14 protein-coding genes and 1 pseudogene are annotated in these 14,820 nt (G+C 50.7%); 1 reads left to right on the top strand and 14 read right to left on the bottom strand.

Annotated features, from left to right (window positions below; all coding sequences use genetic code 11):
• Positions 1 to 89 precede the first annotated feature (89 nt).
• From L6H98_RS06470 to L6H98_RS06435, 8 genes and pseudogenes are all read right to left on the bottom strand, one after another.
• Positions 90 to 614, bottom strand: coding sequence for an HPP family protein (locus L6H98_RS06470; protein ID WP_236413790.1), 525 nt, complete (start codon positions 612 to 614; stop codon positions 90 to 92).
• A 164-nt stretch (positions 615 to 778) separates the two neighbouring features.
• A complete protein-coding gene (locus L6H98_RS06465) occupies positions 779 to 2,176 on the bottom strand; it encodes a PQQ-binding-like beta-propeller repeat protein (protein WP_236413789.1) in 1,398 nt (465 codons plus the stop codon).
• 287 nt (positions 2,177 to 2,463) lie between these two features.
• A pseudogene (locus L6H98_RS06460) lies at positions 2,464 to 2,556 on the bottom strand (DNA-binding response regulator); the annotation flags it as partial.
• A 141-nt stretch (positions 2,557 to 2,697) separates the two neighbouring features.
• Positions 2,698 to 3,708 (bottom strand): phosphotransferase, encoded by a 1,011-nt coding sequence (locus tag L6H98_RS06455; RefSeq protein WP_236413786.1) that lies wholly within the window; start codon positions 3,706 to 3,708, stop codon positions 2,698 to 2,700.
• Positions 3,709 to 3,905: 197 nt separating this feature from the next.
• Positions 3,906 to 4,700 (bottom strand): SDR family NAD(P)-dependent oxidoreductase, encoded by a 795-nt coding sequence (locus L6H98_RS06450; RefSeq protein ID WP_236413784.1) that lies wholly within the window; start codon positions 4,698 to 4,700, stop codon positions 3,906 to 3,908.
• Between the two features lie 31 nt (positions 4,701 to 4,731).
• A complete protein-coding gene (locus tag L6H98_RS06445) occupies positions 4,732 to 5,784 on the bottom strand; it encodes an AraC family transcriptional regulator (RefSeq protein ID WP_236413782.1) in 1,053 nt (350 codons plus the stop codon).
• A 290-nt stretch (positions 5,785 to 6,074) separates the two neighbouring features.
• Complete coding sequence (locus L6H98_RS06440; RefSeq protein ID WP_236413781.1) at positions 6,075 to 6,995, bottom strand: DUF4180 domain-containing protein; 921 nt, start codon at positions 6,993 to 6,995, stop codon at positions 6,075 to 6,077.
• A 167-nt stretch (positions 6,996 to 7,162) separates the two neighbouring features.
• Positions 7,163 to 8,035 (bottom strand): LysR family transcriptional regulator, encoded by an 873-nt coding sequence (locus L6H98_RS06435; RefSeq protein ID WP_236413779.1) that lies wholly within the window; start codon positions 8,033 to 8,035, stop codon positions 7,163 to 7,165.
• Between the two features lie 112 nt (positions 8,036 to 8,147).
• Here L6H98_RS06435 and dapA point away from each other — a divergent pair, with 112 nt between their 5' ends.
• On the top strand, positions 8,148 to 9,035 hold the full coding sequence (dapA, locus tag L6H98_RS06430) for a 4-hydroxy-tetrahydrodipicolinate synthase (protein ID WP_236413777.1): 888 nt from the start codon (positions 8,148 to 8,150) through the stop codon (positions 9,033 to 9,035).
• A gap of 296 nt (positions 9,036 to 9,331) precedes the next feature.
• Here dapA and L6H98_RS06425 read toward each other — a convergent pair whose 3' ends face one another.
• The 6 genes from L6H98_RS06425 to L6H98_RS06400 all read right to left on the bottom strand — a co-directional run bounded on the left by L6H98_RS06425 (position 9,332) and on the right by L6H98_RS06400 (position 14,431).
• Positions 9,332 to 9,931 (bottom strand): sugar O-acetyltransferase, encoded by a 600-nt coding sequence (locus L6H98_RS06425; protein ID WP_236413775.1) that lies wholly within the window; start codon positions 9,929 to 9,931, stop codon positions 9,332 to 9,334.
• A gap of 185 nt (positions 9,932 to 10,116) precedes the next feature.
• Positions 10,117 to 11,508, bottom strand: coding sequence for a HAMP domain-containing sensor histidine kinase (locus L6H98_RS06420; RefSeq protein WP_236413773.1), 1,392 nt, complete (start codon positions 11,506 to 11,508; stop codon positions 10,117 to 10,119).
• A complete protein-coding gene (locus L6H98_RS06415; RefSeq protein ID WP_236413771.1) occupies positions 11,499 to 12,158 on the bottom strand; it encodes a response regulator transcription factor in 660 nt (219 codons plus the stop codon). The genes L6H98_RS06420 and L6H98_RS06415 overlap by 10 nt, the downstream gene beginning before the upstream one ends.
• A gap of 62 nt (positions 12,159 to 12,220) precedes the next feature.
• Positions 12,221 to 12,979 (bottom strand): lantibiotic immunity ABC transporter MutG family permease subunit, encoded by a 759-nt coding sequence (locus L6H98_RS06410; RefSeq protein ID WP_236413768.1) that lies wholly within the window; start codon positions 12,977 to 12,979, stop codon positions 12,221 to 12,223.
• Position 12,980: 1 nt separating this feature from the next.
• The gene (locus tag L6H98_RS06405; protein ID WP_236413766.1) at positions 12,981 to 13,721 is read right to left on the bottom strand and encodes a lantibiotic immunity ABC transporter MutE/EpiE family permease subunit; all 741 of its coding nucleotides are present in this window, start codon (positions 13,719 to 13,721) and stop codon (positions 12,981 to 12,983) included.
• 2 nt (positions 13,722 to 13,723) lie between these two features.
• On the bottom strand, positions 13,724 to 14,431 hold the full coding sequence (locus L6H98_RS06400) for a lantibiotic protection ABC transporter ATP-binding protein (RefSeq protein WP_236413764.1): 708 nt from the start codon (positions 14,429 to 14,431) through the stop codon (positions 13,724 to 13,726).
• Between the last annotated feature and the right edge of the window lie 389 nt (positions 14,432 to 14,820).

The raw sequence follows: 14,820 nt of genomic DNA, 5'->3' as shown, positions 1-14,820 counted from the left end.
TAAAGCAAAAAAGAGAACTTCACGGATGGAAGTCCTCTTTCTTTGCCCGTTCTGTATCGGTTCAAGTTAAATTCCAGATGCTCCGAGCATCAATACCAAAAGGTTGGATATCTGCGCGATTTATCAAGGTTGTTGATCACCAGCGCGACCAGCACGATCAGAAACGACCCCGTCAGCACCGGCATGAACAGGAACGACCAGCCGGTTCCGCCCAGCATGATGGCCAGCGGATTGGCGCCTGCAGGCGGATGGGTCGTTTTGGTGAGCATCATGACAAGAATCGATAAGCCCACACTTGCGGCGATGACCCAGTTGCTGTTGCCGAACAAGTGATACATGATCAGTCCTGTTAACGTGGAAATAAAATGTCCGCCGATAATGTTTCTCGGTTGGGATAATGGCGCATCCCACAAGCCAAAAGCCAATACGCAGCTCGCACCGAACGGAGCCATGAGCCACTCGCTGGAGGTCCAGCTTGTCAGGAAAGACAAGATGCCGATCGTTACAAAACCTCCGATGCCTGCTAGAATTGCGCTTCGTGGATGTACTTTCAGCGTACTCCTCCCCGGAGCTTTCATTTTGGCAAAAAAGCCTGCTTCATCGTTGTAATTCATTCACTGCCCTCCGAGAATCATGTTTACATAATATTTTAGTTATAAGTTTGTCAGTGACTTTTGTCAATATTATTATGACAATTTTGTCATTACAAAAGAAAAACCGCTGCACTTCTTTAAAGAAGTGCAGCGGCCAATTGTTCGTCAAACTGTAAGTATGTGCGTTATTTCAATGATGCCGGAAGTTTCACGCCGAGCAGCCGGCCTTCCGCCTGAATGATGATCATTCCGTTTGTTTTCAACGTGGATTCATGCAGGTCCGCCCCGGTTTTGACGCGGAACACAGGCTGATTCGTCAGCATGTTGATCGCCAGCAGCGTCCCGTTCCGTTCTGCCCGGTACATGCCCTTGCCGTACACGTTAACGTTAGATATCGGTGCATCCCCGTTCCATTGCACTGCCTGCCCGTTCGCCAACTTGATGCCTGCCAACTCCCCGTCTCCCGATTTGTAAATTAGCCGGTCCTGCGCAACGGTGAGCAGTTCCCAGCCCTCCCCATAGGGGCGTTGGAATGTCCGCAAAGGTTTCTCCCCTTCTTTGAACGCATCCAGCGGATACTCAGCCACCTTGTTGCCCTGCTCCATGTACAATTTGTCCCCGCTGGCCAGCACGGCTCCGTACCCGTACGTGTACGGTGGTTCGCCTTCCATTTTCCAGCGATATTCACGAGTGCCTTTTAAAGCCCCTGTCTTCAGGTTGTACGCACTGATCTTCATCGCGCGATCAGGGGATGATTCGTAATCGGTTAATCTCGAAGAATAATAATCGGCAGTATAGACAAGGCCGTTTTTGATATGCAGCGCTTCCCCCTGCCCGAACTCGTCCCATAATTTTTTGCCCGTTTTTTGGTCGTAAGCGTTCAGCTGAACCGATGTGAGCGCCCCCTGAACCATGAATGTCCGAAGCACGACGCCGTCCGCGATCTCCAAATATTCGGTGCCGTTTCCTTCCGCGAGCGCTTCATCGGCCTTCCAGCGCAGTTTTCCTGTTTGATTGTCGAAGGCAAACGTCGTGCTGCCGTTGATCATATACAGCGTATCCGCAGTCGGGACCAGCTTCTCGGTCCGCAAACGAGCTTCAATCCACGTGGACGAGCCGGATACCCATTTGGCTTTGCCCGTTTTGGCATCCACCGCATACGGTTTATGGTCAGCCGTCAAGCCGTATACGACGCCGTTCCCATAAGCAACAATCGGAGTCAATCCTTTGCCATAGGCCCACAAGCGTTTGCCTGTTTTTGCATCGAGCGCAATGAGTTTTTTGCCGGAGAAAACAAATACCTTTCCGTCCTCCGCAATCGCCTGCTGTCCGTAATAAGCTTCATTTTTCAAATAGTTGTCGACTTTCGCTTCCCAGACAGGTTTCAGTTCAGGTACCTGCAATTGAGGATATCCGTACCAATGGCTTATGGACACATCGGCTTTTTCGGCGTATGCATGGGACGGCCCCATGGCGGCAATCCCGCCGGCCATAAGCACTGCCGCAATGATGCCTGACGCTGTACGCCGAACTATTCTTCTATTGGACCCTTTAAAGTCCCGTTTGGTTTCGGTATTGGGCATGATCAGACCTCCGTATTGAAATCTTATAATGGTAAACCTCTCTCTTCATTAACCAACGTTCCCAACATCTGAAAAGTTGCATGCAAGAGCCAATGCTCATAGCGAAAAACCACGGCACCGAGTACGGCGCCGCAGTTCCATTCCGTTGAACGCATATTATTGAATTTGCTGCATGTACGCCTTAAATTCCCGGGCAATTTCTTTGTATTTCGTATGGTGCAGGTAATGCGAGCCTTCCATCGGGATGCATTTGCCCTGTGCGGATTGTTTGGCTTGCTCCTCATGGCAGCTTCAAGCGTTTCGAATCCGTCGTTGCAAAAAAACAAACAAACGAGCTCGCGAATGTTCGCGTCGTCGTCGGCAACAAGTGTCGCAGCCATGCCATCCCTCTTCCCCTGCTGTAAAATTCCAGTGCATGAATCGTTCAACTACGATAAATCATACAACAAATGTCGCTCCATCGTGTTATAGCACGATAATTGAGCCGGAGCTGCTATCTGTTAGATATCCATGTGGTTCTCCTAACTCCATATGTCGACGATCGAAATGCCGTTTTCGATTCTTGCCCTGCTTTCTGTTATCCAGTCCTTGAACCACTGGTTATTCGAACTGCTGAAGGTTTCGTCCCCGTCCCAGTTTCGAAATGAACCGATATATACGATGATCTCCCGTAATTTCAGAAACAGCGGAAGCTTCTGGAGCCAGTATTCGTCCAGATGATGTTCCTCCCGATAGCCCTTCATAAAAGGATCCATGAATCGCCGTGCCTGCTGTGCACGTAGTTCCGCCCCTTGTTCCCCGCCATAGACATACACCAAATAATACAGTTGTACCGCGATGTCCTCCACATACCAGCTGTACTGCGCTTCATCAAAATCGAACAGCGTGATCTTCCCTTGCCCGCTTACCCTGAAGTTGCCGACATTGATATCGCCGTGGATCAGCCCATAGGATTGGGCATCTTTCGGTAATGAACCGATTTCACGGATCAATGTGCTGCATTGGCGACGCGCCTTAACATGTGATTGCGGCAGCAAATCGAGATGCTGCAGGTACCAGTTTTGATGCCACTCATGCCTTTTGAGCTGGTGTTTGGCCGGCACATATTCCCTCGACAACGCATGCATTTTTCCCGTTAACCGGCCCAACCGTTCATATAAAGCGTTATCCCCCAGACATTCCGGATACTCCACTTTTCTTCCCTGCGCTTTTTCAAATACAACAAAGATCGCCCCACCTTCCATGGAGTAAACCACTTCCGTTCGTTTCCCCTGAATCGAAGGTATGGGTTTGGACAACGAAATGCCTTTGTCCGCTAAAAAAAGGAGCCAATCCAACTCACCTTGTACCATCAACTCCGAACGATTGGCGATTGGCGTCAATCTCAAGATGAGATTTCTATCGTCCTGTTTGTACTCATAGGCCTGATTCTGCGATCCCCCCAAAAATGTAAACTGAGGCAAACTCCCCGTCGTATACCGTCGCAATGCTTGTTCCACCATCGCCTGATTCTCTTGCTGTTTGTTGTTCATATCAACGACCTCCGTATGATTGGATTTTTGCATGAGATGAAGGCCTGTATAACAAAACAGCCCAAACCACAGACACCAATTTCCCTGTCTGCCGGTTGGGCGTATGGATCAAATGGACATGCATGAAATTCATGAGTTCATGTTATCCAAATGTTGGAACAGTGTCAATCGTTTCATGTCGGGAATAACGCGAACGATTAGAAAATCGTCGGCACCATTCCTCCATCCATGCGAATCGGGGAACCCTTGAACGGGGTCGCGTAGGGACTGCATACAAATGCAGCAAGCCTGCCGATCTCGCTCGGTCTGATGAACCGCTGCAATTCGGATTGCGGAAGATTGGCGGCCATGAAGGTTTTTTCTTTTTCTTCGAACGTCATGTTCTCGTCCTGAATGATGCTCTCGATGATCTGCTGCACGTTCTCGGAGAGCGTCGGTCCAGGCATGATCGTGTTGACCGTTACCTCCGTGCCTGCCGTCAATTTGGACAAGCTCTTCGACAAGGAGAGCAGCATGGATTTGGTTATCGCATATTGCGGCATCTGTCCGGACGGCATCACCGCTTCTTCGCTCGCAATAAAGATGACCCGCCCAAAGCCGTTGTTCAGCATGCGGGGCATATACAATTTGGTCAGCGCGTTTGCGGCAAGCACGTTGGTCTGAATATATTTTTCCCACACGGCCTCGTCCGCATCATCGTATGACATGATCTCATAAATGCCGGCGTTGTTCACTAAAATATCTATCTGAGGGAACTTTTCGAACAAGGCTTCGCGCCCGGCGGCATTCACGATATCGGCTGCCGCATTTTGTGGGGACGTATTCGGATAGGCAGACTTGATTTCGCCGACTACGCGTTCTACCTCTTCAGAATTTCGTCCATTGATGAGTACGTTAACGCCTTCTTTGGCCAATTCAATGGCAATAGCTTTGCCGATTCCTTTCGTCGATCCTGTTACTAACGCGGTTTTGTGGTTCAATCCCATATCCATAGTGCATTTCTCCCTTTTCTGTTCTCGTCGTTTAATGGAAATCCGGTCGATCTGCAGGCGTGGATGCGTCTTCGTCATGCGTCTCTGCATGCGCGCTGCGCCAATGAGCGGGCGTATCGCCTTCCCAGGCGCGAAATGCGCGGTAAAACGAGTTCTGGTCTTCATATCCGATTAAAAAGGCTACTTCCTTGATATCGAGCGATGCGTCTGCCAAATACATCCGTGCCTGTTCATGTCTTGCTTGCGTAAGCAAATGATTGAAACTTGTGTTTTCATCGGTTAGCCGGCGCTGCAGCGTACGGTCGCTCATGCCTAATTCCTTGGCAACCGTCCGAATATCGGGACGCCCCCCGGATAGGCTGCGCTTCATGATCCATTTGGCCATGTCCGACACGGAACGACTTCCCTGGTGTTCATCCAGCGTGCGGTCCAATGCAGGGGTCAGAATCTCCAAAAGTTGTTCATTGTAGGTCAAAAAAGGACGATCCAGATCGTTCCGGTGCAGCGTCAACCGATTGTGATCGGCATCTGTCCGGACTTGGCATCCAAAGTATGCTTCGAGCGCATGCATATCCCCCATCGGCTGCGTGAATTCCACGGCGCGCGCCGTCAAAGGCTGGCCTGTGCCCCGCCGTCCCAATTCAAGCAGGAATGCCAGTGTGATGCCTACAAGCAATGGCGGGCAAGATTGGTCGGCAACGAGCCACTCCAATGTAATGGCACATTCCTCGCCGTTCTCGCTCATGCGCAAGCTTTCGGGAGGACAGAGCTGTTTATATCGGACCATCCGCTGCAAGGCATCCCGATAATCCCGGGCATGGTATGTCGCTAGCACGGTTGGCGGATATTTCGCGGTTTCATAAATCGTGGCAAGTTTGATCATGCCTTGGGCAATATCGCCTGCCAGGTCGGAATACGCCTGCCAAATTGCGTAATATTGGGCGGTGTTTACGGCTGGTTCGGAAATGATCGTGAGCGGCAATCCGGCTTTACGAGCTACGTCCTGCGGAGCAATCCCCAATTGACGCAGCCCTTCCCAGAAACCCGGCGGCATTTTGATGCGATCAAAGGAATCGGTTGTCATTTGTTTGCGCCTCCTTCTGCGGACTGACACATTCGGATGTAAAGCAGCTTGCTTATGAGCCTACGGTACTTATCATATCCTTTCCGTAATGCCATGTAACTAGCAAAGCACGACAGCATGCTTGCTAATCGCGCCTTACTTTCATTGACGCATGTTGGGCCTGTACATGTAGAAAATGGGAGAGAACGAACATGCCATTACGAACAAAAAACCGCATCTTATGCGGCTTTTTTAGGCGATGGCATTGAACTTTGGAATGACAATCGATCAAGATTGCGTGTCTTTAGTGTTTAATCTTTCAACAGCCACTGCTGCGCGTCGTGTTTATGTTCAAATATGCGAAATGCGCTGCTGCCGCTGGATTCAGCGGCCATTTCTTTAAAACGTCCTTGCTGGGCCAATTCCGCCGGGATGACAGCAGCCGTTTTGACGCGGTAGTTGATCCATTTTTGAATCATTTTGCCGGCCACCCCTGTTCTCAGCTTGAAGAAATCGTCGGAAAGAGCCTCGCCATGCAGCATAAGCAAGCTAATCTCTTTTTCCATGCACAACCCGATCAGGTCAAGCGCATCCTGTTCCGTGCCAAGGGGCGTTTCGGCGGATAATACTTCGATATACTTTCGTCCGTCTTGTTCAACAATGGTATGATTCATTTGGGTCATCTCCTTGCTTGTTTTGGTTTGGTGAAGTTCTTCGCGGACGCTTTGGAGCCATTCCAATTCATGGTGATAGGACGACAACAGATTTTCGGAGATTTTGTTCCATATGAACGTTTCGCGTTCGCTCCGATGAGGTGCCGGGACGCCCCGGTTCAGTTTTTCCTGTTGGTACAGAAGCTCTGCCTGGATTCTGCTCTCATACTGCGACAACAACTCAAGCAATTCCTCGTCACTCAACGCTTCAGACCATGCCAATTGAATCAGGAACGTGTTTTTGAACTCGGGAAGCTCCGGTTCGGTAAGGACCCATTCTTTCAATCTGGACCATCCTGCATCCGTGATGCTGTACACTTTTTTGGATGGGGAGCTCTCCTGGTGCTGAACTTCATTGGTCACGTAGCCTTTGTCCAGCAATTGGACAAGGGAGCGGTAAATTTGATTGTTGTTGCCGGACCAATGCATGGTCGGGGACTGCTCGATGACTTTTTTCAGCTCATAGCCCGAAGCCGGTTTCCAGCTCAGCAGCCCGAGTATGGCATATTGGATGGACATTGTATCCTCTTCTCCCCATTCTTATGTTATTTGAAACTTGTGTTAACTGTAACATAGGTTACTCGTATAGTAAATATCCGATAAAGTTAATTGGATGACTTATATGAAAAAAAACAACCGCTCCCCGATCATCAATCGGAAAACGGCTGTTACACATGTGCCCCTAGTTATACTTTCAGTATATCCATAAAATGCCGCAAGGCGTTGGACACCCACTTCTTGGGATGCAGAACCAGCTGAATCTCCAGCTTCAGCTCGGGATGATCGAAAGGCAGTGTCATCAGTTCCCCGCGTTCGATCTCCTCCATGGCTGCCATCTGCGGCAAGATGGATATGCCTTCCCCGGTTTTGATGCTGCGCTTGATTGCCTCGGGATTGCCCAGTTCCAACCCTACCCGATACGGAATGCCATTCGCGCGAAGCACGCGTTCCAGCAGCTGCCGGTAGTTGCACGTATGCTCGGGCATGATCCATTCCGCATCGTTCAGGTCGTCCAGAACAATCTCTTCCTTGCTGAGCAGAGGATGGCCGGGGTGAACGATGAGCACTAGGGGTTCCTCCCTGATCCTTATCCACTGCAAAGCAGGATCGCTGGAATCGTCCGCAAGAATCAGCCCAACGTCGGCTTCCCCTTCCTTCACCTGATGCAAGATCAATTCTTCCGAATCCGTATGCAAACGAATGTTCAGTTCGGGATACTCCTTGCGGGTCGCCTGCATATAAGTTGGCAGATAATAGGATGCAATCGAATCCATCGTGCCGATCGTCATGGAACCTCCGCCTTGCTTGGCCATTTTCTCCTTGGACTGCTCAAACAATTCCAGCATTTGCCCCGCGAGCTTGAACAGTTCCTCCCCTGCGGAGGTCAAGCGAATTTTATTGTTGCTGTATCGTTCGAAGAGCTTGACGTCATAAGCCTTTTCGAGCTTCTGAATTTGGGTCGTCACGCTGGATTGCGCGTAGCCGAGCACTTCTGCGGCTCTTGTAAAGCTTTCGCGTATGGCCACTTCGCGAAACGTTTGAAGGTAGATGAAATCCAATCCGGGTCACCTCATCGAAAAAATTGATTAGAATCATCGTTTATTATAGATAACTCTGATATCCACTCCTATGTTACATTAGAATCAATCCAACGGGAAGGGATAACTGATCATGATGAACGAAAAACATATTCATGGGATTTTCATACCGGTGATTACACCTTTTACGAGCGATCATAAGCTGGACATCGAGTCTTACCGGAATTACGTCACTTATTTGGCAGAGCACGACATTCAAGGCCTTGTCGTAAACGGCACGACGGGCGAATCGCCGACCGTATCCTGGGACGAAGCTGCGCAACTGGTACAAACGACGCAGGATGTGCTCAAAGAGCTGAACAAAACCATTCCAATCGTCGTCGGCACGGGAACCAATGATACGTACTCTACGGTACGCCGCACGGAAATGGCTGCCAAAATCGGCGCAGACGCGGCCATGGTGGTCACTCCATATTACAACCGTCCTACGCAAGAAGGCATTGTGGAGCATTTTCGCGCCGCATCCGGCACCGGATTACCTGTTCTGGTATACGAAATTCCGGCACGTACCGGCAGTCGGATGACGCTCGACACGATTCGCACCGTGCTTGACCTGGATGGCGTAATCGGCCTGAAAGACAGCTCCGGCGGACTGGACCTGCTCCTCCAGTTGACGAAGCATGATACGAAACCGATTCTGTGCGGGGAGGATTTCTATTTCCACGCGATGCTCTGCCAAGGGGCTGCCGGCGGCATGCTTGCATCCGCGCACCTGAACTTGCCGAAATACGTGGACATCTACCAGCGCTTTGCAAGCGGCGACGTTACAGGCGCCCGAGACAGCTTCAAAGAGGTGGAGTCGTTGATTCGCCAGGTCTTCTCGGAACCTGCTCCCGCAGCCATCAAATGGTGGCTGTCCCAGCAAGAGATCATCGCGACCGGACAATTGCGGCTGCCGCTCATGCCCGCATCGGATCAGCTCAAGCAAAACCTCATGAATACCATCGTTTCTTATGCATAAGTTGTTCTTTTAACGATCAAAACGAGCGTCTCCTGGCGGAGGCGCTCGTTTATTTAATGTGTATACTATCTTGCATTGAAGGGTGTAATGCGTCCATTGCCAGCAAACGCAGTCCCGTCTCGAAATCCTGCTGAAATGTTTGCGTCAGCACGATCTCGGGATAAGACGGCATCGGTTCGCCGTTTCCATAAACTGAATGTCCGCAGCGAAGGACGGCACACGCAAAAGCTTGTACAACATAAAGTGTCTTGTATGGGATCGTGCCCCATCAAAATGAATTCGGGTTAACGCCCAGCTTAGCCTTTATCCATTTCGTTGTCATTCCGATTCATCGAGGTTTCCTCGATCTTTCGGATCACTCTTGCAGGATTTCCACCGACGATCACGTTGTCGGGTACATCCTTGGTGACCACCGATCCTGAAGCGATGACGACATTGTTGCCAATGGTCACGCCCGGATTGATAACAGAGCGCCCGCCGACCCAGACATGGTTACCGATCGTTACCGGTTTGCCGTATTCCGGTCCTTGGCTTCTTTCGTACGGGTCAACGGGATGAGTCGCAGTGTACACGTGAACGCCCGGTCCGAACAAGCAGTGATGCCCGATCCTTACTTCACATACATCCAGAATAGTGCAATCGAAATTCGCGTAAAAATGATCGCCGACGTGCACATTGTATCCATAATCCACCCGCACATTCGGTTCCATGCTCAAGTTCTCGCCAGTCGAACCAAACAGTTCTTTCAGAATCTGTATACGCTTCTCCTCATCGGCTTCGGTGGTCTGATTGTACATTCGGGTCAGTCTTCTGGCATGGGTCCGATCACGCGTCAATTCCGGGTCCCAGGCCTTATAAAGTTCTCCATCCAGCATTTTTTGTTTCTCTGTCTTCATTCCGCTTACCCGCCTTCACTTCATATTATACTTTTAATAAGTATTAACATATATGAATTTAAACGGATTGTCTACCCTAAAAAATCCTTCATTTCTCTGACGCGAAAATCGTCATAAATCCAATCCATGCATACCAAATAGCGGCAGCCATGGTTTAGGCCAAACCAAGAGCTGCCGCTATTCAGTTATCGTTTGGCACCGACGGGGATTTCCAGCGTCACTTGGGCCCCTCCGGTTTCATCCGAATTGCCGAGACGAAGCATTCCCCCGTGCATTTGCATGATGTGCTGCGAGATGTAAAGCCCCATTCCATAGTGGCCGGTGGAGCTTCTGGAGGCATCTCCCATATAGAATTGATCGGTGGCATATTTGAGCGCCTCGGCCGAAAAACCAGGGCCTTCGTCGATGATCGTCCATCGCACGCCTTGTCCCGCCGCCTCCATTCGAATCGTCATTTGTTGATGTTCTGCCATATGGTCTGAAGCGTTATGGACCACGTTCATCAACGCTCGCTCCAGCAAGTCTTCATCGGCATAAAACCTTGGAGGGAACGAAGAAGCCGCCCAAACCGCATGCTGTTTTTTGACTGCAACCAAGGCGTGGATTTGTCCTTTTACCCGTTCGACGAATTGATGCGCATCTACCTCTCTCCTGTTCAAAGACATGGATGTTTCGGTATTCGCTATATCGATCAAGGTTCGAATGTATTGCTCCATCTGGCGGACGCTATCGGTGATATAAGCGGTATATTCCTGCTGCTCTGCCGATTGCCCGGTTTCCGACAACAGTTCGACGTTTCCCCGTACAATGGTCAGCGGCGTTTTGACGTCATGGGCCAAGGCGGAAATTTGCTCGCGGCGGCTCTGTTCCAGCTTCCACTGCTGCTGCAGTGAGCTGCGAAGCGCTTCCTTCATCTGATGCATCGAGTCCAGAATCTGATCGATCTCGCTTACGCCGCTCATTCGAATCTCAAAGTCCAAGTCCTGGTTCTGCACATGCTCTGCCGCCTGCCTGAGCCCCCTCAGCTTGAGCGACAACGTCCGCCCAAAAGCCGATGCAAGCCACAGAACGCCGGCGATCAGCAGGCCGAGAAAGGCAGCAAAGAAAGCAATTTCTGCGCTCGGTATAACGTTTCGCAGCCATAGAGGCTCGAATTGCGCCGAGACGGAGTAACGGAACAGCATCACCTGATCCTGATGAACGGCTTTCACGTAAACATGGGTAAGGCTTGTGTTGACCATCCGTTCCTTAAGCTCGGTCCAAGCTTGTAAAGCATCCCTTGGGGATAACGTTCCCGCTGCCCATTCCCCATCGGATGACAACAAAGCATATCGGAACAACGCGTCATCAGAAGAAGGGACGGTTCCTTCCTGCTCGAATGAAGCGGCGGCAGCCGCCGCTTGCTTTTCCGCGTAATTGGCAGGAAGAATGGCTCCCCAGGACAGCATGGCAATGAAGAGGCCTCCCAACAGCAATCCGAGCACGATGATCCCTGCGCAGAAAAACATGAGGTATTTCATAAACAAGGAACGCAGCCTGGTCGGTTTCCGATTCTTCGCTCGTGTCGTCATTTCCATCGGTAACCGATCCCCCACACGGTCTCGATCGGCGATTCGCCAACCCGATTCAGCTTGGCGCGAATGTTTTTGACGTGCTCCACGATCGTGGAAGAATCGCTTTCCCCTTCATACCCGAACACCGATTCATAGATTTGTTCCCGGGAAAACACCTGTCCCCGCTTCATCGCGAGAAATTCACAGATGGCGTATTCGCTTTTGGTTAAAGGAACGTCCTGACCCCGAACCCGTATTTCCTTTCCGGACAAATTGAAATGCATGTCGCCGATGCACAGCACGTTACGCTTTTCGCGATTTTCGCGCCTTAAATGGGCCTGGATTCTTGCTCTCAGCTCTCCGGCGCCAAACGGCTTGACGATGTAATCGTCCGCTCCTTCGGCAAGGCCGGACATGATGTCCCCTTCCATCGATTTGGCGGTAAGGAACAGAATGGGACAATCGACCTTGTCCCGAATTTGCCGGCATAATTGGAAACCGTCAATCCCGGGCATCATCACATCGAGCATGATCAAATCGAAGGTTCCAAGCTGTTGATCCTGCACGGTGGACGGGTCGGAAACGGCCGTCACCAGATGACCGTCCTTTTGCAGAATGTTCGATAGCAGCGCGAGCACGGCAGGTTCGTCGTCAACGGCCAATAGTCGTGCCATGTTCGGACCACCCTCCTTCTTTTTCACTTCATGATATCCATGGGCAATCCAACCCGCTGATCCTATTCAAGCGCATGCTTTCCTTCCCAACGCCATACCCATGCAACTGATATTGCAATCATCAAGAGGGTCCCCGCCGCCAGACAGGCGATTCCCATGCCCAACATCGAATGCGCACGTACGGAGCTTGCAGCCTCGCCTGCAAACCTTGACCACAAGGTGATCAATCGGGATGGCCAGGCAAACGGAACGTAAACCCAATTGGCGTCCCCCAGTCCGGTCAACAGCAGCGCAGACACCAGACTCCCCGCGATGCCCAGTCCCATGGAAGCACCTCTTCCCCATCTCAAACTAACGATAAAATGAAATACGTAAAGGAATATGCTGCTGCCGAACAAGATCAGTCCCGCCAGTATGTAAAAAGATATATCCTGCATTTCATTTTGCAAAATGAATACATTTCCAACGCCGAATCCTACGGCCGCCGTTAGGATGCTTGCCAAACCAAACACCAGGAGAAGGCTGAGCTTGCTAAGAAAAGGAAACACCTTGACCGGTGATGTCAGCAAATGTTGAAAGCCTCCTGCATTATACTCCTGTTCCGCGGCAATTGCACATACGATGCCGATGATTGCAGGCAGTGCAATGGCAACGGCCTGCAGGTATCCATCGATTTTGGAGGCATCGGAATACGGTGTGAATGCATAATACGAAAGAAACAGCACGATGCCGATGAACGGGATCGCCAGGTGAATCCATGGCAGCGATTGTCTGCGCAGCTTGATCACGTCGGCACGCATATAACGAATGAACATGCTCATTTTACTTCGACTCCTTGCCCTGGAATGCTTTGGCCGTTATGAAGGACAGCAGCACGAACCATCCGATGTTGATAAGCAATCCCGGCAGAATGACCGATTGATCCAGAAGCGGATCGCCGGCAGGCACCGGAAGCCCGTTCGGCAGCACTTGAATGATGGCGCACATCAACCGGCTGGGAATGCCGTAAGGAATCCACCATAGATCCGACGTCGGGAGAAAGATAACGCCTGCTCCGAAGTTGCCGATCATGCTTATGATCAGCGTAACGAAGGTGCCGACACGGTCTGCCAGAAAGAGGCAAAACGGAATTTGCCAGAGGAACGTGGCGAAAATGGCCAGCGTCCCCAGCAAACTGTCCATGGCAGAGATGGTACCAGCCAAGAGCAATCCTACAGCGAATAAAGCGACCCACAAACACATCGACGCTCCGAAAAACAGAATGACCACTTCGCCGATTTTGCCCAGCCAACTCAGCGATGCAGGTATCGGCAGCGAAAGGATCGGACGATATCGGAGCTTTCCTCCATCCTTGCGAAGCACGCCGCTGCACATCAGCGTCAGCGCACCGGGCAAGATCATGGTATACCACCAGTTCAAGCTTCCGCTTTGAAAGAAACGCCCTCCCATTAACATGAAACATAGAAATAACGTAAGCAGCGGGGCCGTCAACATCAATTTGCGCGTAAACGTTCGTTTGAGCTTGAGATGTTCGGCCCGAAGAATACGAATATATTGGCTCATGCTCACGCTCCCTCCTTGCGATGTTTGCTGGCGATCTGCATGAACAACGGCTCCAGTTGTTGACCGGGTTTCACGGCTTCTTGATAAGCGAGAACCCCTCCGGCCATAATGCCGATATCGTCGGCAACCTGCTCCACTTCCGAGAGGATGTGGCTGGAAACGATGACGGTAATGCCTTGTTCGGCAAAAGAGCGGATCAATGCGCGCTGCTCCTGAATGCCGATCGGATCGAGGCCATTGGTCGGCTCATCGAGAATAAGCAGCTTGGGATGATTCAACAACGCAATCGCAATGCCGAGGCGCTGCTTCATGCCGAGGGAGAATTGGCCTGCACGTTTGCGTCCCGTTCCTGTCAGATCGACCTGTTGAAGCACTTCGTCAATCCGGGAATCAGGCAATCCGTAGAGCGTGCACCGGACCTTCAAGTTTTCGCGTGCCGTCAAATTGTCGTACAGGGGCGGCGTTTCGATCAACGCGCCGATCTGATGGAGGTCTGCCCGCGTCCAGGGCCGGCCTTCGAAACGGATCTCCCCGGAGGTCGGTTTCAGCATGCCGGTCAACATTTTGAGCATCGTCGACTTTCCTGCGCCGTTCGGTCCGAGCAGCCCGTAAACGGTGTTGCGCCGGATCGCAAGCGATACCTCGTTGACCGCGATTTGTGATTTAAACGTCTTGCTTAAATGCTCGGTTTGCAAAATAAATGGTTCCATTCTCGTCTTCATCCTTTTCGTATGTGTCCTTGAAAAGAATGTTATAAAACAATTCTAAGGATTTTATAAGGATCCCATTAGAAATCGAAATTTCAAACAAAACATGCAAAAAAGGCCAGCCAGCAATAACTGGCTAACCCCATCATGCAAAACGTCTGTTCAATTGTATGCCATGTTTTACAGCCGAATTCCTTCCTTGCTTTCGATGTTTATTAATAACTCAACTTTCGCACCTAGAAAAATGGCTTAAACCATTGAGTGCGTAAGGATAATTCAGTAGATTTACTCGTATTGACAAAAAAACACCTCGCTTGTTTGGTATCATGGAAGTGCGACCAACCATGCCAACAAGAAAGGTGTGTAACCCTATGTTACAACAACATTCCCTG

This window comes from Paenibacillus sp. JJ-223 (assembly GCF_927798175.1).
Taxonomy (GTDB): domain Bacteria; phylum Bacillota; class Bacilli; order Paenibacillales; family Paenibacillaceae; genus Paenibacillus; species Paenibacillus hubeiensis.
The sequence above is the reverse complement of the archived record's forward strand: the minus strand, read 5'-3'. Positions and strand labels throughout refer to the sequence as shown.